Here is a 16,900-nt window from a genome sequence, read left to right as displayed (position 1 = left end):
CGCAGCGGCCGCGTCTTGGTCCTTTCGTCACACGGGCCGGCGGCCTTCCGTCTCGGTCAGCGCCCCGGCCCGGCCGAGTCGGTTCCCCGGCCCGGTTGGGCCGATGTCCCAGCCCGATCGGGTCTGTGCCCCGGTCCGGCCGAGTCGATGCTCCCACACCGGCCGAGTCAGTGCCCGGGCTATTAGTGTGACAGGGCCGCAGTCGAAAGCGTGCAGAGTGACTCAGCCGGCGGTCGGGCGGTCGTCTTCGGCCGCGACGCCGTCACCGTCGCGCGGGCCGTCTTCGCGCTCGTCCGGGAGCGCGAAGTGACGTTCCTGGCGGCGGGCATCGCCTACTACGCCTTCGTCTCCCTGCTCCCGTCGCTGATGCTCCTGCTGGTCGTCGCGTCGGCGGTCGGCGGGGAGGATCTGGCCGCGGAGGTCCTCGCGGTCACCGGCGACGCGCTCTCGCCAGTCGGACAGGACCTGGTCCGAACGACGCTGCTCGACGCCACGGGGCGCGCCCCGGCGACGGTGGTCAGCCTGCCGCTGCTCGCGTGGAGTACGCTCAAAGTGTTTCGCGGGCTGGACGTCGCGTTCTCGCGGATCTACGGCACGGAGGCGGCCGCGTCGATGGTCGGCCGGGTCCGCGACGCCGTCGTCGCGCTCGGCGCGGTCGGCATCGGGCTGGCTGCGCTCGTCGTGGTCGGCACGCTCGTCAGCTACTCCGGCGTCGCCTTCGTCGGCGCGCTCGGGACCGTCGCGCTCGTGGTCGTGCTGACAGTCGTCTTCTACCCCCTGTTCTACGTCTTCCCCGACGTCGACGGGTCCCTCCGCGCGGCGGCGCCGGGGACGGTTTTCGCGGCCGTCGGGTGGACGCTCCTCGGGACGGCGTTTCGGATCTACGCGGGCATGGCCGGGCAGTTCGACGTCTACGGGGCGTTCGGCGTCGTGCTGTTGCTAGTGACGTGGTACTACGCGGGGAGCATCGTCGTCCTGATCGGCGCCGCGCTCAACGCGGTGCTGGCCGAGCAAGCGCGTGCGACCACCAACACCAAGGGGGAGCCAGGCGACACTCCGGATACGCGCATATGACCGACACTGGTGCCGACGACGACGTGTCCGCCGGGGACGACGAACGGAGCCCGTCCTCCGACCCCGGCCCGGCCGCCGATCGCGCGACCGAGGCCGACGGGGGGAGCGCGGAGGAGCGGGAGAGCCCGGGAACACGCGGGACTTCGAGAGACCGCGAGCGGTCCGACCCCGAAACGGCGGGCGACGAGGTCGCGGAGTTACGCGAGGAGCTGGACGCCCTGCGCACCCGCATCGACGAGAAGACGGTCCACCGCGACGACATCCGAGCGGAGCTCCGCCGCTACGTCCGCAAGCGCCAGCGCCGCGGTCACGCCACCGGCTGGGGCCCCTACGTCGTCCTCCTCTACGGGACCGCCATGACCGTCGCCGCCTTCTACTACCTGGGTAACTGGGCCGCCGTCGCCGCGATGCTCGTCGTCTGGCTCTCCACGCTCGGTCTCTACGTCTTCATGGTCGTGGTGGGGTCGTTCCTCGCCGCCGGCCGCAAGGCCGCCGGCCTGCGCGACCTCGTCGGCAAGTTCCGGTGACGACGCAGCGCACCCGGGACACGGTCCCCCCGATCGCCCGACCGTGATTTCACGGTTCGATCGCTCGACGGCGGTTCCACGGTTCGGTCCCTCGACGGTGGTTTCACGGTTCGATCGCCCGACGGCGTCGCTCGCCCCTTCGTAACACCTAAAGTTCGCCTTGCGTACTCAAAAGCATGGCTCAGGGTGGCGTATCGACCGACGGCGAGTCCCGCGTCGACCTCCACGTCAAGATCCTCGACGAAGGGGTCGTCCGCCGGGCCAAGGCCGTCGGCCTCGACACCCTCGTCTACGCCCCCCACTTCGAGCACCTCTCGACCATCCGCGAGCGCGCCGCCCGGTTCTCCGACGACGAGTTGCTCGTCGTCCCCGGCCGGGAGTTCTTCACCGGCACGTGGACCGACCGCAAGCACGTCCTCGCCGTCGACCCGGACGAGCCGGTCCCCGACTTCCTCACTCTCGAAGACACGATGGCCGAGATAGCCGACCAGAACACCGGTATCCTCGTCCCCCACCCCGAGTTCCTCACCCTCAGCATGACCGAGTCGGACATCGCCACCTACGCCGACCGCGTCGACGCTATCGAGGTGTACAACCCGAAACACTGGCCCTGGGACGACCGCCGCGCCCGCGAGATCGCCCGCGACTCCGGCCTCCAGACGTTTATCTCCTCGTACGCCCACCTCACGGCCACCATCGGCGAGGCCTGGGTCGAATTCGACCGCCCCATCGACTCCGCCGCAGACCTCGTCGACGCGTTGCGCTCGGACGCGCCGCGACGGATGTACCACCGCGACGGCCTGACACACTTCCTCAAGCGCCGCGTCGAGTTCGCCCACCTCGGCTGGGAGAACACCTACGACAAGTTCAAACGCGTCGTCCTGGAGGGCGACGAACCCACCCACCCCGCCGGCGACTACCCCGACCGTTTCGCCGAGATGAACGCCTATCGGTGAGCGGCTCTCTGACCGGGCCACTCCAGCGAGTCACCCCAGCGTCGCCAGCGCGTCGCGGAACTCGTCGTACAGCAGCAGTCGAACGACGAGCGCGAACGCGCCAGACACCGCGACCGCCGCGGCGGCGGTCCCCCGCCGGTCGTGGACCCAGTCGCGGTCGCTGAGCTCTCTCGCCACGAACACGACGTAGTCGACGATCGCCACCGCCGAAGCGAGCCCCAGCGCCCACAGGAGCGCCTCGGTCGCCGCGACCGCCGGGACCAGCATCGCCACCATCGCCAGGAACTGCAGGTTGGTGACTACCTTCCCCGGGAGCCGCGCCTGCACCTTGCTCGTGTCGAAGCCGTACAGCGGCACCAGCGGCGCCAGCGAGACGACGAAGATGTCGCGGGCGAAAAAGAGGACGAGATACGGGAGCGGCAGGTCCAGCCGCGGGAACAGGATCGCGACCAGGACCAGCGCCGTGAGTTTGTCGAGGGCGGGATCCAGCAGCGCGCCCAGTTCCGTCGTCTGGTCGAGTTTGCGGGCCACCCAGCCGTCGATCCCGTCGGAGAGGATTATCAGCGCGAACAGCACGTAGCGGAGCGGGGAGTCGAGGGTGAAGAGTATCCCCGCGACCAGCGGTAGCCGAGAGAGGGAGATGAGATTGGGGACGGTCCACACCTCGCCCGCCCGCTCCCGCCACTCGATACTCATGGTGCTGGATTGCTCTTCGGTGGTGCATGTGTCCACCGATCTGTCTCGCCAGGTGTTCGTGCTGCTGCGGTCGGAATCGGCTGTGAACCGTCCACGCCCTCGGCCCGCTAGCAGTGACAATTCCAGTCGCTAACGACAGGCGATGAAAGCCCTCGGCCCGCTCGCTAGCAATTGGAGTCGTCGACAGCAGGCGATGAAAGCCCTCGGCCCGCTCGCTAGCAATTGGAGTCGTCGACAGCAGGCGATGAAAGCCCTCGGCCCGCTCGCGAGGAACAATCTCGACCGCAGCCGACCACACGCGATGAAAGCCCTCGGCCCGCTCGCGGTCGCTGGTCGGGATATCCTCGGTCGCCACGCTCCCTCGGATAGTGCCCGACCAGCGACTCCACTCCTTTCAGTCGCCGCGACCGCGCCTCGCCCTTTCAGTCCGCCAGGACACCAGGAACCGCGACCGCACAGCACCGCGCCTCACACCTCCCCAGCCGACTGCGCTTCTCGCTCCGCTGCGATGCTCATCCCTCGCACGGCTCCGCCGCGGCCGCTCGTCCGAGGTGGACTCGCGGCCGCGACAGCGCGCGCCACGACAGAAGGAGACCTCGAAAACCCGACCCATCCTCACTCGTCGAACTCGAAGACGACGGGGCGGTGGTCGGAGATCTGCACGTCGATGACGTCGCAGCGGGTGGGCTGGATGTCGGGGGAAGCGAGGAAGAAATCCAGCGTCCGGGTCTCGGAGACGATGGTGTCGAACGGGCGCTTCGGGACGGTCTCGCCGGGGTTGTGGAGGATCAGGCCCGTCTCTTCGAGAGCGTCCTCGACCTCGCCGAGGCCCTCGTAGGCGTTGAAGTCGCCGCAGACGACGACGCGCTCGCGCTCGGCGACGATGGCGGCGATCTCGTCGAGTTGCTTGCGCCGGCCGCGTCCGCTCATCGCGAGGTGGACGCCGAAGATAGAGAGGCCGTTCAGGGTGACCTCGGTGACCAGGCGCTTGGGGCCGGTGTCGAGGTAGTGGGCCTCGATGGTCGCGTCGAGGTCGTCGCGGACGAGCAGGCCGTTCGAGAGGTGCGAGAGGACCGGCAACTGGCCGAGGACGTTGCCGTCGCCGTACTTCGCGTCGGCGCGGGCGTGATAGTCCAGGCCCCGTTCGGTCAGCATCTCGGCGAGACGGGTGACCTGCCCCTCCGTCATGGTGCGCATCGAACCCTGGTCGACCTCGAGGAGGCAGACCACGTCCGGGTTCTCGTCGGCGATGACGTCCGCGAGGCGCTCGGTGGCGCGCTCCTCGGCGGCGTGGCTGCCGAGCAACCCTCGATGGGGTTTCAGCGCGTATTCGCGGAGCGATCCGTCGTAGTCGAGCAGGTAACCGGCGTTACACGAGAGTATCTTCACACGTTCTCCGTCGCCCGTGGAGGCGACCGACCGTCGTTGAGGGGATAGAACCGGTAAGGACGTATAAAGCCGGCGGTGACCTGTCGACCCGCTGGTGGGTGACCTGGAGGTAGCGAGAACGGCGCGCGCAGCGACCTTTAGAGAGAAAGCAGTCGAGCCGACGGCCCGTCGGGGCGTCAGGCCCGAGAGATCGGCAAAACGGAACCGGCCGTCGAGCGCCTCAGAAGGTTTCGAGGTAGCGGTCGAGTTCCCAGTCGGAGACGTCGACGCGGTAGTCGTCGTACTCCTGGGTCTTCGCCTCGACGAAGTTCTCGTAGACGTGTTCGCCGAGGGCGTCCTGGATGACCTCGTCAGATTCGAGGGCGTCCAGAGCCTCGCCGAGGTTCGACGGCAGCGTGGAGATGCCGTACTCCTCGCGCTTCTGTTCGTCGAACTCGTAGATGTTCTCGCGGACCGGGTCGTCGCAGTCGAGGCCGCGCTCGATGCCGTCGAGGCCGGCGTGGATGAGCGCGGCGAAGGCGAGATACGGGTTACACGACGGGTCCGGGAAGCGCGCCTCGATGCGCGAGGCGGCCGGGACGCGCGCGGCGGGCTTGCGGATGAGCGCCGAGCGGTTCCGGTCGGACCAGGCGACGTAGACGGGCGCCTCGTAGCCCGGGACGAGTCGCTTGTAGGAGTTGACCGTCGGGTTGGAGACGGCGGCGATGGCCTCGGCGTGGTCGAGGATGCCGGCGGTGAACTGCTTGGCCGTCTCGCTCAGGTTGAACTCGTCGTCCTCGTCGTGGAAGGCGTTCTCGCCGTCGGCGAACAGCGAGAAGTGCGTGTGCATGCCGGACCCGTTGATGCGCGGAATGGGCTTGGGCATGAAGGTCGCGTGCAGGTCGTGCTCGGCGGCGATAGCGCGGACGACCGAGCGGAAGGTGGCGACGTTGTCGGCCGTCGCCAGCGCGTCGTCGTAGGTGAAGTTGATCTCGTGCTGGCCCTGGGCGACCTCGTGGTGGGAGGCCTCGATGTCGAAGCCCATGTCCTCCAGCCCGAAGATGATGTCGCGGCGGACGTCCTGCGCGAGGTCCTTCGGCGCGAGGTCGAAGTAGCCGCCGGCGTCGTTGGTCTTCGTCGTCGCGCGACCCTCCTCGTCCTCCTCGAAGAGGAAGAACTCGGGCTCGGGCGCTGCGTTGACGGTGTAGCCCATCTCCTCGGCGCGCGAGATAGCGCGCTTGAGCACCCCGCGCGGGTCGCCCGAGAAGGGCTGGCCGCTGGAGGTGTCGATCACGTCACAGATGAGGCGACCGGCCGCGCTGTCGTCGTCGTTGCGCCACGGCAGGATGGCGAACGTCGACGGGTCCGGGTCCAGGCGCATGTCCGACTCCTGGATGCGGACGAAGCCGTTGATCGACGACCCGTCGAAGTAGATACCCTCTGTGAACGCCTTCTCGGCCTGGTCGGCCGGGACTGATACGTTCTTGACTGTCCCCAGAATGTCAGTAAACTGCAGACGCAGGAAGTCGACGTTCTCTTCCTCAATCTCGTCGAGCACGTCCTGTGCCTCTGCGGAGAGACCCCCGTCCGGTTTCGCGTGTTCGCTTGTCATGTTTATCGACACCCGAAGGGTAGACCCATAGTATTAAAATCCTATCCATCTGCGCAATTCTTCCCCTTCTGCGAACGGAATTGAATATTCGTAAAATTCTAATGCCCGGGGAGAGTTGCTTGGTGTAATGACGTACGAAAATCTCGACCGCAAGTTGGTGAATGCGCTGCTCGGCGACGGACGGGCGAGCCTCCGGAGCCTCGGTGAAGACCTCGACGTGTCGGTGACGACCGTCTCGAATCACCTCTCGGACCTAGAAGACGACGGCATCATCCAGGGGTACACTCCGAAGGTCGACTACGACAAACTCGGCTACGACGTGACCGCGATCCTCCAGCTCAAAGTCGAGGGGAGCTCCCTGCCGGAGGTCACAGAGTCGCTGCGCGACCACGAGAAGATGGTCTCGGTGTACGAGGTCACCGGCGACTACGACATCATCGCCATCGGCAAGTTCACCGACACCGATGGCATGAACGAGCACATCAAGGAGTTGCTCGTCGACCCCGAGATCAAAGAGTCCAACACCAGCGTCGTGCTCAACGCCGCCTCCGAACACGAGCAGTTCGAACTCGAAACCGAGTAACCACCCGCCGGACGCGACGAGCCGTTCGCGCGTTCGATAGTGTGGAGCGGGCGCCCGTCAGACGCCGGTCTGACGGGTTTTCTTGTGTGATAGGCATCCTCATCGAGGATATGGATAGCCCGCGCGACGCCGACCGCCCCGCCGTTATCGACGACGATACCGGAGGGGCCGACAGAACCGACCGCGACCTGCGCGACGTGCTCTCGCAGCTGGTCGTGAGCGAGGGCGACCGGACTGACGACTCGCTGCGCGCCATCGCGCGCGCGGCCGGCGGGAGCGACCGCCTGGTCCCGGAACTGCTCGCCTCCCTCGACGCGGACGCGACGGCGGTGCGGATCGGTGCCGCCTGGACGCTCTGCGCGCTCGCCGACGACCAGCCGGCCGCGGTCGGCTACCTCGCCGAACGCCTCGCCGAGCGCGCCGACGACGACGACCCCTTCGAGGTCGGGCAGGTGCTCGCCTACCTGCGCGGCCGATACCCGGGCCGCGTCGCCGACGCGATCGACTCCGCGGCGGCCCGCGGCGCGCTCGACGCCGACGGCCACGAACGGAAGTCCGCGCCCCGCGCGTCGGGCGACGACGACGCCGCCTCACCCGCCAGGGTCGACGCCGGGCCGGACCGCGGCAAGCGCATCGAGACTGACGGTGGTGTCCCCGCGGGCGCCGTGGCGGACCTGGGCGACGGGCGGCAGGTCGTCAGACCGTCCGGCCGGTCCGGCGGCGTCCACCAGCGCCCCGCCGAACCCGAACGACCCCGGCAACCGGGCGACGCGCCGACGGGTTCGACCGGTGGTGCGCCTCCGCGGGCGGGCTCGCGGCCCCCCGCCCGCCGGGACAGTTCGCCGCCTCCGAGCCACCCGACGCACCCGGACTACGAGGAGTCCGCCGACGGTAACGACGCTACTGCGTCGGCGTCGTCGACGTCACCAGCGTCGCCCTCGTCTACCCCATCTTCGGCAGAATCGCCTTCGTCTCGCTCCCCCGCATCGCACTCGTCCACGTCGCCGGCGCCCGCGGGAAGCCGGACAGACGTCGAACCGGCGACGCCCGACGACACCGGTGGTCCGCCGGCCACGGACCGGCGACAGCGGCCGGAGACGCCGGACACGTTCGCCGCCATCGGCGCGCTGAGCAGCTTCGACCGCCTCTCCGCCGTCGCGGAGGGGTGCGAGTCGCGCTTCGCGACGGGGTACCGGTGTCGCGCCGTCGCCGACGAGGACGAGCGCGGCGTCGCCGCCCGGCTGTTCGACCGGCCCGACGAGAGCGACCGGCTCGAGTTCGCGGCGGACCTCAAAGAGCGCCTCGCGCGCTGGCAGGCGCTGGGCGACGGCGAGCGCGTCGTCGACGTGATCGAGTGGGGCGATCGGCCCCGCCCGTGGGTCGCCACCCAGCCGGTCGACGAGTCGCTCGCCGACCGCGACCGCCCGCCCGTCGACCAGGCGCTCTGGCAGGCCATCCAGCTGACCGACGCCGTCGCCCACTGCCACAGCCACGGCGCCGTCCACGCCGGGATCGACCCGCGGAGCGTCGTCTTCCGCGGCGACGCCCTCTCGGGGCTCGACCGGCCGATGCTCGACAACGTCGGCCTGATGCACGCCTTCCGGTCGTACTTCCAGCCCGCGAACTACCTCGACCCGCGCTTCGCCGCGCCGGAGTACTTCGACGGCGAGTACGGGAAAGTCGACGCCGCGACCGACGTGTACGGCCTCGGCGCGACCTGCTACTACCTCTTCACCGGCCGGCCGCCGTTCGACGGCTCCTACGCGGAGGTCCGCGAGGGCGTCCTCGACCGCCGGCCGCCCTCGCCCAGCGTCGTCACCGACGCCGTCCCGGAGGCCCTCGACAGCGTCGTCCGGAAGGCGATGGCCAAGGAGAAGCTCAAGCGCTACGACTCCGTGGAAGGGTTCAGAAACGACCTCGAAGCGATCTGCGACTGACGAATTTTCGACTTCGATCGTCGGTCAACACGGTGTTATCTCGTCACCGTGAACGCGCGTGGCCTCGTTCGCGGTGACGACGGAGCGCGCCCGTGACGCGCCGTCGGCTTCGTCCCTGGTCGTCGCGTACCAGCGGTCACGGCTGCTTCGACATCTATACGTTGGCTTCTGCGGGTGCGTCACCGTCTCCGAGCCCGGCGGTCGCGGCGTAGCGCGCCGTTGCCGCGACGGCGAACAGCAGACCGCTCAGCGTCGTCAGGAAGAAGCCGACATCCGGCGCGTATCCGCCCGGAGCCTGCAGGAGTCTGACCGGCGGATAGACGACGCACGCGACCGCGGCGAAACTCAGAATCGCCACCTCGACCCGGGGGCGCGAACGGCCCGCTCGGACGAAGACGTAGACGGCCGGCGCGAGGAGTACCACCGCTCTGGCGGGATAGAAGCCGTTCGCGTCCCACGGGACTCGCAGCCCGAGCGTCCCGACCAGTTTCTGCCCCCAGTGGAGATACACGCCGACGACGAGTACCGCCAGTCCGACGGCGACGACCCGATCGGCGACGGACAGCGACGCGTTGCGCATACCGGCCACTGTTGTCAGTCCGGCATAAGCTTTCTACGAACGTACCGCAGCGTACCCAGCAGCGCGGCCGGAGCCGTCGCTCACCGGTCAGGAACGGAGAGAAACTGCGGACGGAGAATCGAGAATTATCCACAGTGGTCGACGGCAGTGCAGGGGTCGACGGGTAAGCATCCGCGCGCCGAAGGCGCGCGGTTCACCGGACGCGAGCGGAGCGAGCGTCCGGCTTTTTTCCCCACGTTTTTCGTTCGGGGGTGCCCGCAACGAGCGGAGCGAGGTACGACCGCAGGGAGCACCTCGATGTGAACGGCGCGAAGCGCCGTGAGCGGAGCGAGTGAGGACACCCCCGAACGAAAAAGTGGTTTTACATCATGCCGCCCATGCCGCCGCCCATGCCGCCCATGCCGCCGCCCATGCCGCCGGGCGCGCCGCCGGGGCCGCCGGGTGCGCCGCCGTCGTCGTCGTCACCGGTGGCGCCGCCCTTGAGGTCGCCGGCAGCGATGACGTCGTCGATGCGGAGGATCATGACGGCCGCTTCCGTCGCGGACTCGACTGCCTGGGTCTTCACGCGGAGGGGCTCGACGACGCCCTCCTCGACCATGTCGACAGTGTCGCCGGTGTAGGCGTCCAGCCCGACCTGGTGGTTACCGGAGTCGTGCTGGCTGCGAAGGTCGACCAGCGAGTCGATCGGGTCGAGCCCGGCGTTCTCGGCGAGCGTGCGCGGGACGACGTCGATGGCGTCCGCGAAGGCCTCGACGGCCAGCTGCTCGCGGCCGCCGACGGAGTCGGCGAAGTCGCGCAGTTCGAGGGCGAGGTGGGCCTCGGGTGCGCCGCCGCCCGGCAGCACCTGGCCGTCTTCGAGAGTCACGGAGACGACGCCGAGGGAGTCCTCGATGGCGCGCTCGACCTCGTCGGCGACGTGCTCGGTGCCGCCGCGGAGGATCATGGTGACCGCCTTGGCGTCCTCGACGTCCTCGACGAAGATGCGCTCGTCGCCGGCGACGTCCTTCTGGGCGACGCTACCGGCGTAGCCCAGGTCGTCCTCGGAGATGTCGTCGATGTTGGAGACGATGCGGCCGCCGGTGGCCCGCGAAAGCGCCTTCATCGTGGACTTCTTCGCGCGGCGGACGGCGAGGATGCCGCGCTGGGCGAGGTAGTGCTGGGCCATGTCGTCGATGCCCTTCTGGGCGATGACGACGTCGGCGCCGGCCTCGTCGAGCTCGTCGACGTACTCCTTGAGCTGCTCCTCTTCCTGGTCGAGGAACTGCTGGAGCTGGTCGGGGTCGGTGACGTTGACCTCGGTGTCGAGCTCGGTCTCGGGCACCTCGATGGCGGTGTCGAGCAGCGCGACGTCGGCGTCCTCGACGGCGTAGGGCATGTTCTCGTGGACGCGCTCCTTGTCGATGATGACGCCCTCGACGAGCTCGGACTCGTCGATGGAGCCGCCGACGACGGTCTCCAGCTGGATGTTGTCCGTGTCGACGCCCTCGTCGTCGGCGACGGCCTGGACGGCGTTGACGACGAGCGAGGAGAGGGTGTCCTTCGCGTTCTCCGCGCCCTTGCCGGTCATCGCCGTGGCGGCGATGGATTCGAGGATCTCCGTGTCCTCCGCGTCGACGTCGATGGCGATGTCCTCGAGGGCCTCCTTGGCCTTCTCGGCGGCCTGGCGGTAGCCCTGCGCGAGGATGGTGGCGTGGATGTCCTGGTCGAGGAGGTCCTCGGCCTTGCCCAGCAGTTCACCGGAGATGACGACCGCCGTCGTCGTGCCGTCGCCGACCTCGTCCTCCTGGGTCTGGGCGACCTCGACGATCATGTTGGCGGCCGGGTGCTCGATGTCCATCTCCTCGAGGATGGTGACGCCGTCGTTCGTGACGACGACGGAGCCCGCGTCGTCGACGAGCATCTTGTCCATCCCCTTCGGGCCGAGTGTCGTCCGTACGGACTCGGCGACGGCCTTCCCGGCCGTGATGTTCATCGACTGTGCGTCCTTGCCCGAGGTTCGCTGCGAGTCCTCGGACATGATGATGAGGGGTTGGTTACCCATCTGCTGAGCCATAATCAAGAGAAAGGTTGATTGCGATTCTATATAAAGGTGGCGGTGGTGGCCGACGTTCCGTTCGCTGGGCGCCCGAGAGATGTGTGCGAATCCGTATCAAACTCGCATTTATATGGGGTGCGGCACCGCTTCGGAGCGAGATTCGGGGTCCGGCGCCGGTGAACGGGGCGAACACCGGCGCGTCGCCACGAGTGGGGGAGCGCAGGCGGAGCTGGTGGCGCGCCGGGGAACAGAGCGGGACTGGTGGCACACCAGGGACCGCTACGGGCAGGTGGCACGCCTGCGAACGGCACGGGCAGGTGGCGCGCCTGCGAACGGCACGGGCAGGTGGCACGCCAGGGAGGGGAGATTTGCGTGCGTGGGCCCAAATCGACGGCATGACCGAAACGCCGACGCTCGGCTCGGACCGTGACGGCCGCCGGACCGCGCTGACGGTCGTGGCCGGGATCGTTCTCGTGAACGTCGTCGGTGCCGCGCCGGCGGTCCTGTCGGGGCCGGGTTCGGCGTGGTTCCGGGCGCTCGCGAAGCCCGCGATCTACCCGCCCCCGTGGTTGTTCGGGGTCGTTTGGACGCTCCTGTTCACGCTCATGGGGACCGCCGTCGCGCTGGTCTGGCTGGCGGACGGCCGCGGCGGCGAGCAGCGGACCGGCTGGAGCGCTCGACGGGTCGCGCTCGCGCTGTTCGCGGGGCAGATGGTCCTCAACGTCGCGTGGACGCCGGCGTTCTTCGCGGCGGAGAACCTGCTTGCGGGACTGGTCGTCATCGTCGCGCTGTGGCCGGCGGTGCTCGCGACGATCCTCGCCTTCGACCGGGTCGACCGCCGCGCAGCGCTGTTGCTCGTCCCGTATCTCGCCTGGGTCACCTTCGCCGCGGTCCTCAACTACCAGTTCTGGCGGCTCAACTGATCAGTCGCCCGACCCCGACTCGGGTTCGGCTTTCAGGTGCGCGATCAGCGCGTCGTTGACCCGGTCGGGCTCCTCGTCGTGGACCCAGTGGGAAGCCCACGGGACCCGTTCGAGCCGGCCGTCCGTGCAGTAGCCGACGCTCTCGGTGGCGAGCTTCGGGAGCAGCGCCACGTCCTCGTCGCCCCAGACGACGAGCGTGGGGGCGTCGACGGTCTCGCGCGGCGGCCGGTCGGGGCGGCGGATCAGCGCCCGGTACCAGTTCACCGCGCCGCGGACCGCGCCCTGTCGCCGCCAGGCGTCGCGGTAATGTTTCAGGTCCTCGTCGGTGAACGCACCGGGATTGGCGCTCTCTTCGAGGACGTCGAGCATCCCGCGAGCGTCGTCGCGGCCGAGGAACAGTTCCGGCACGCGCGGGAGCTGGAACGCGAACATGTACCAGCTCCGGAACAGCTGCCGGGGGTTCGACCGGAGCGCCCGCCGCATGACCGTCGGGTGCGGGACGTTGATGATCCCGAGTCTGTCGACGGTCTCGGGGTGGCGAAGCGCGAGGTCCCAGGCGACCGCCGCGCCCCAGTCGTGACCGATTACGTGCGCGCGATCGCGGTCCTCGGCGGCCACGAGTTCGACGACGTCACGCGAGAGCTCCCGCATGCGGTAGGCGTCGAGGCCCCTCGGTTTCTCGCTGAGGTTGTAGCCGCGCTGGTCGGGGACCGCGACGGAGAACCCCGCGTCGACCAGCGCGGGGATCTGGTGGCGCCAGCCGTACCAGAAGTCGGGAAAGCCGTGGAGCAGGACGACGAGCGGGTCGGCGGGGTCGCCGGCCCTGACGACGTGCAGGTCGACGCCGTTGACGGTCCGGCGCACCGACTCGATGGAGGGCAACTCGAGCAGCGTCGCGTCCGTTGCGGTCATACGTGACACTCCGTACGGACGGACCGTGTAGATTCTGGTCGACTGACGGATCGACCTGGCGGACCCCGGTCGGGCCCGCGCCGAGTATCCCGGGCCAACCAGAACCGACGGGCCCGGACCCGCTGGTGCGTCAGGCCGCCTTCGTCGGTTCGTCGGACTCGCGGCCGCTCACTGGTTCCACCTTCGTCCCGCCGCAGTTGCGACACGACGGGATGTCCAGATCGTGGTCGGTGTAGTACTCCTCGCCGCAGCTCTGACAGCGGTGACTCGGGGCCCGCTGCTGTCGTCGGTCCCCCGTGACGACGACCGGTCGATCCGCGTCGAGCGTGACCTCCTGGCTGACGCTTCCGAACAGGACGGACCCGAGCGGCGACCGCTTGCGTCCGCCAAGCAGGATCAAGTTCGCGTCGACCTCCTCGGCCGCCTCGAGGATCTCCGTCGCGGGGTCGCCGTGCCGGCTCATCGGTTCGACCGCGACGCCGGCGTCCCGCAGTCGCTGGTGCGCCCGCTCTCCCGCTCTGAGCTGGAGCGGCGACGTTTTCTCCGCGCGATCGGCCTCGCTGAACACGTGCAGGAGCACCACCTCGACCTCCGCGCCGGCGTTCGGTAACTCGATCGCCGTCTCTACCTGTGCCGTCGCCCGCGATTCCGCCGTGTCGACCGGCAACAGGACTGTGTACATGGGTGTGTCACCCGTGCGAAGATACGGCAAGAGTCGCCTAAACTGTTCCCCCGGGGCCGTCCCGTCGGGCGAGTTTCCCCCGCTCCGGCGCGGACCCGGTCGCGGTCGGTCGAACTTCTAAGTGCCGGGCGCCGGAAGGAACGGTATGCAGACGCTTCTACTGGACCCAGACGCTGTCGAGGAAGCCGCGGAGATGCCGGCAGTCGTGGACGCCGTCGAGGAGGCGTTCGCGGCCGACGCCCGCGGCGACGTCCAGATGCCGGCCAAGTCCTACATCGACCTTCCGGAGTACAACGGTGACTTCCGCTCGATGCCCGCCTACATGGACGCGGGCGAGTGGGACGCCGCGGCGGTCAAGTGGGTCAACGTCCACCCCGACAACCCCGCGGACCACGCCCTCCCGACGGTGATGGGCACCGTCGTCTACTCCGACCCCGAGACGGCGTTCCCCCTCGCGCTGCTCGACGGGACGACGATCACCCGCGAACGGACCGGCGCCGCGGCCGCCGTCGCGACCGACCACCTCGCCGTCGAGGACGCCCGGACGATGGGCATCGTCGGCGCCGGCGTCCAGTCGTACACGCAACTGGAAGCCGTCGCGACGGTGCGCGCCATCGAGGAAGTCGTCGTCGCCGATCGCGACGACGAGCGGGTCGCCGAGTTCGTCGACGCGTTCGACGACCGGTTCGACGTCCGCGGCGGGTCGATCGAGGAGGCCGCACAGTGTGACGTGCTCTCGACGGTGACGCCCGTCGAGGAGCCAATCGTCCACAGCGTCGGCGAGCGCACGCACGTCAACGCCATCGGCGCCGACGCCGCCGGCAAGCACGAGATCGCCGACGAGGTCCTGCTCGACGCCACGCTCGTCATCGACGACTACGAGCAGTGCACCCACTCCGGCGAGATCAACGTTCCCTGGAGCGCGGGCGTCCTCGGCGACGACGACCTCCACGCGGAACTGGGCGAGATCGTCGTCGGCGAGAAACCCGGCCGTACGCCCGAGACGGGCGTCACCGTCTTCGACTCGACCGGGCTGGCGATCCAGGACGTGGCGACCAGTCACGTCGTCTACGAGTACGCCGACGAACACGGCGTCGGCGAACCAGTCTCGCTGGTCGACACCGACGTCCTTTGAGGGGCGACGACGGGCTCACCCCAGTCGGTCGAGGTCTGCGGGCGTGTGGCCGTCGAGCAGGATGTCAGGGTCGCCCGTCTCGACGACAGCGGCGTCGTCGACCCGTCTGAAGACCGACCGTCCGCGGCCGCGGAACTACCAAGGCGGTCGCCGTGGTACCACGGTGCATGGACACGGCCGAACGGATCGTCGCCGCGCTGGAAGCGCTCGACGTCGAGTACGTCTTCGGCTACCCGGGCGGGCGCGTCATCGAGGTGTTCGACGCGCTCGCCGACTCCGACGTGGAGGTCGTCCGCCCGCGCGACGAGCGCGAGGCCAGCGTCATGGCCGAGGCGACCGGGAGGATCACCCGCGATCCCGGCGTACTCACCGGTCAGGGGCCGTGGATCGGGAGCCTCGGCGCTATCGGCCAGATGGAGGCGCGGCTCGGCTCCTCGCCGATGGTCGTCCTGACCGAGATGAGCGAGCGCGGCGACTACTCGACGCTCGCGCCGTACCAGCAGGCCCGCGGCGACTACGGCGGGCTCGACCTGCCGTCGATCCTCGACGGCGTGACCGCCGAACACTGGGAGCCACGCACGCCCGTCGAGACGATCCGGAGCCTCCAGCTCGCGTTCAAACACGCCACCGCCGGGCGGCCCGGGCCCTGCGCGGTCGTCCTCGACGGCGACGCGGTGACCGAGGAAGTGCCCGACGACCCGACGCCACCGCTGTGGGACGACGCGGCCCAGACCCGGACCTGGGACGCGCGACCGACCGACGAGGACCTGTCGCGGGCGGCCGACGCGCTCGCCGACGCGGACCGCCCCGTGGTGCTCGCGGGCAACGGCGTCCACGCCGCGAACGCCTACGACGAACTCGAAGCGGTCGCCGCGGCCGGTGACGCCGTCGTCGTCACCTCGTACCTCGGGAAGTCGACGATCGCCGAGACGCACGAGCGAGCCGCTGGCGTCGTCGGGTCGTTCGGCCACGAGGGTGCCAACCAGGTCGTCAGCGAGGCCGACGTGTTGCTCGTCGCCGGCTGCCGGCTGAACCCGATGGACACCAACTGGGGCGCGGCGTCGTTCATCCGACCCGACGAGCAGACGATCCTCCACGCGGACGTCGACCCGCGCAACGCGGGGTGGGTCTACCCCGCCGACGTGGGGTTGATCGGCGACGCCAGGGCGACACTGGGTGCGCTGGCCGAGGCGTTAGCTGCCCGGAACAGTGTGTCGACCGGCGCGAGCTGGGCGCTCGACCGGGCCCGGGAGGCGCGCGAGGACTTCACTGCGCCCGCTTGTGAGTCAGACGCGGTCCCGATCAAACCCCAGCGAGCGGTCGCGGCCGTCGAGTCGGTCGTCGACGGGGAGACGGTCGTGACGGCCGATTCCGGTAACAACCGCTTCTGGCTGCTCCACTACCTCCAGACGCCAGCGCGTCGGACGTACTTCGGGAGCGGCGGCGTCGGCGGGATGGGGTGGGCCGCGCCGGCGGCCGTCGCCGCGGCGCTGGTGACCGACCGCCAGGCGGTCGCAGTCGCTGGCGATGGGGGCTTCGCGATGACCATGACGGCCGTCGAGACCGCCGTCCAACAGGGCGTGGCGCCGTTGTTCGTGGTCCTCAACGACACTTCGCTGGGGATGGTCCGCCAGATGGACGACGACCTCCCCGGGACGGAGTTCCACGACACCGACTTCGTCGCGGTCGCGGAGGCGATGGGCGGCCGCGGCGAGCGAGTCACCGACCCCGCCGACCTGGAAGCGACGCTCGAAGTCGGACGCGCGGCGGACCGCCCGACCGTCGTCGACGTGCGCATCGACCGCGACGAGCCGATGGCCGACCAGCTGGCCTCGTCGTTCTACGAGGACGTCGGCGGCCTCCACGAGTGAACGCGGCGC

15 protein-coding genes are annotated in these 16,900 nt (G+C 69.3%); 8 read left to right on the top strand and 7 right to left on the bottom strand.

Annotated elements, in window-relative coordinates; translation table 11 throughout:
* Window positions 1–210 precede the first annotated feature (210 nt).
* The 3 genes from ACMGFE_RS23765 to ACMGFE_RS23755 all read left to right on the top strand — a co-directional run bounded on the left by ACMGFE_RS23765 (window position 211) and on the right by ACMGFE_RS23755 (window position 2,557).
* The gene (locus tag ACMGFE_RS23765; RefSeq protein WP_436927757.1) at window positions 211–1,074 is read left to right on the top strand and encodes a YihY/virulence factor BrkB family protein; all 864 of its coding nucleotides are present in this window, start codon (window positions 211–213) and stop codon (window positions 1,072–1,074) included.
* Entirely contained in the window at window positions 1,071–1,601 is a 531-nt protein-coding gene (locus tag ACMGFE_RS23760) for a ribonuclease BN (protein WP_436927756.1), read from the top strand. The genes ACMGFE_RS23765 and ACMGFE_RS23760 overlap by 4 nt, the downstream gene beginning before the upstream one ends.
* A gap of 176 nt (window positions 1,602–1,777) precedes the next feature.
* Window positions 1,778–2,557 carry a PHP-associated domain-containing protein gene (locus ACMGFE_RS23755; RefSeq protein WP_436927755.1) on the top strand — a complete coding sequence of 260 codons (780 nt, stop codon included), beginning with the start codon at window positions 1,778–1,780 and terminating at the stop codon, window positions 2,555–2,557.
* A gap of 30 nt (window positions 2,558–2,587) precedes the next feature.
* Here ACMGFE_RS23755 and ACMGFE_RS23750 read toward each other — a convergent pair whose 3' ends face one another.
* From ACMGFE_RS23750 to glnA, 3 genes are all read right to left on the bottom strand, one after another.
* Complete coding sequence (locus ACMGFE_RS23750) at window positions 2,588–3,253, bottom strand: CDP-alcohol phosphatidyltransferase family protein (protein ID WP_436927754.1); 666 nt, start codon at window positions 3,251–3,253, stop codon at window positions 2,588–2,590.
* Between the two features lie 615 nt (window positions 3,254–3,868).
* The gene (locus ACMGFE_RS23745) at window positions 3,869–4,642 is read right to left on the bottom strand and encodes an endonuclease/exonuclease/phosphatase family protein (RefSeq protein WP_436927753.1); all 774 of its coding nucleotides are present in this window, start codon (window positions 4,640–4,642) and stop codon (window positions 3,869–3,871) included.
* A gap of 220 nt (window positions 4,643–4,862) precedes the next feature.
* A complete protein-coding gene (glnA, locus tag ACMGFE_RS23740) occupies window positions 4,863–6,233 on the bottom strand; it encodes a type I glutamate--ammonia ligase (protein ID WP_436927752.1) in 1,371 nt (456 codons plus the stop codon).
* 127 nt (window positions 6,234–6,360) lie between these two features.
* On the opposite strand from glnA, the gene lrp reads away from it, so the two are divergent.
* Together lrp and ACMGFE_RS23730 are read left to right on the top strand one after the other, a co-directional pair.
* Complete coding sequence (gene lrp / locus ACMGFE_RS23735; protein WP_436927751.1) at window positions 6,361–6,816, top strand: HTH-type transcriptional regulator Lrp; 456 nt, start codon at window positions 6,361–6,363, stop codon at window positions 6,814–6,816.
* A 110-nt stretch (window positions 6,817–6,926) separates the two neighbouring features.
* Entirely contained in the window at window positions 6,927–8,753 is a 1,827-nt protein-coding gene (locus ACMGFE_RS23730; RefSeq protein WP_436927750.1) for a hypothetical protein, read from the top strand.
* A gap of 154 nt (window positions 8,754–8,907) precedes the next feature.
* On the opposite strand, the gene ACMGFE_RS23725 is transcribed toward ACMGFE_RS23730, so the two are convergent.
* Both ACMGFE_RS23725 and thsA read right to left on the bottom strand, forming a co-directional pair.
* A complete protein-coding gene (locus tag ACMGFE_RS23725; RefSeq protein ID WP_436927749.1) occupies window positions 8,908–9,333 on the bottom strand; it encodes a hypothetical protein in 426 nt (141 codons plus the stop codon).
* A gap of 361 nt (window positions 9,334–9,694) precedes the next feature.
* Window positions 9,695–11,374 carry a thermosome subunit alpha gene (gene thsA, locus ACMGFE_RS23720; protein ID WP_436927802.1) on the bottom strand — a complete coding sequence of 560 codons (1,680 nt, stop codon included), beginning with the start codon at window positions 11,372–11,374 and terminating at the stop codon, window positions 9,695–9,697.
* A 389-nt stretch (window positions 11,375–11,763) separates the two neighbouring features.
* Here thsA and ACMGFE_RS23715 point away from each other — a divergent pair, with 389 nt between their 5' ends.
* Window positions 11,764–12,291: a TspO/MBR family protein gene (locus ACMGFE_RS23715; protein ID WP_436927748.1), complete on the top strand. Its 528-nt coding sequence runs from the start codon at window positions 11,764–11,766 to the stop codon at window positions 12,289–12,291.
* Here ACMGFE_RS23715 and ACMGFE_RS23710 read toward each other — a convergent pair whose 3' ends face one another.
* Together ACMGFE_RS23710 and ACMGFE_RS23705 are read right to left on the bottom strand one after the other, a co-directional pair.
* Entirely contained in the window at window positions 12,292–13,203 is a 912-nt protein-coding gene (locus tag ACMGFE_RS23710; protein WP_436927747.1) for an alpha/beta fold hydrolase, read from the bottom strand.
* Window positions 13,204–13,333: 130 nt separating this feature from the next.
* On the bottom strand, window positions 13,334–13,885 hold the full coding sequence (locus ACMGFE_RS23705) for a universal stress protein (RefSeq protein ID WP_436927746.1): 552 nt from the start codon (window positions 13,883–13,885) through the stop codon (window positions 13,334–13,336).
* 145 nt (window positions 13,886–14,030) lie between these two features.
* Here ACMGFE_RS23705 and ACMGFE_RS23700 point away from each other — a divergent pair, with 145 nt between their 5' ends.
* Both ACMGFE_RS23700 and ACMGFE_RS23695 read left to right on the top strand, forming a co-directional pair.
* The gene (locus tag ACMGFE_RS23700; protein WP_436927745.1) at window positions 14,031–15,020 is read left to right on the top strand and encodes an ornithine cyclodeaminase family protein; all 990 of its coding nucleotides are present in this window, start codon (window positions 14,031–14,033) and stop codon (window positions 15,018–15,020) included.
* Between the two features lie 167 nt (window positions 15,021–15,187).
* Window positions 15,188–16,891: a thiamine pyrophosphate-binding protein gene (locus ACMGFE_RS23695; RefSeq protein WP_436927744.1), complete on the top strand. Its 1,704-nt coding sequence runs from the start codon at window positions 15,188–15,190 to the stop codon at window positions 16,889–16,891.
* The last annotated feature ends 9 nt before the right edge of the window (window positions 16,892–16,900 follow it).

Source organism: Halosimplex amylolyticum (assembly GCF_051414035.1).
GTDB classification, from domain to species: domain Archaea; phylum Halobacteriota; class Halobacteria; order Halobacteriales; family Haloarculaceae; genus Halosimplex; species Halosimplex amylolyticum.
Note: the sequence above shows the minus strand (reverse complement) of the source record. Positions and strands in the feature narration are given on the sequence as shown.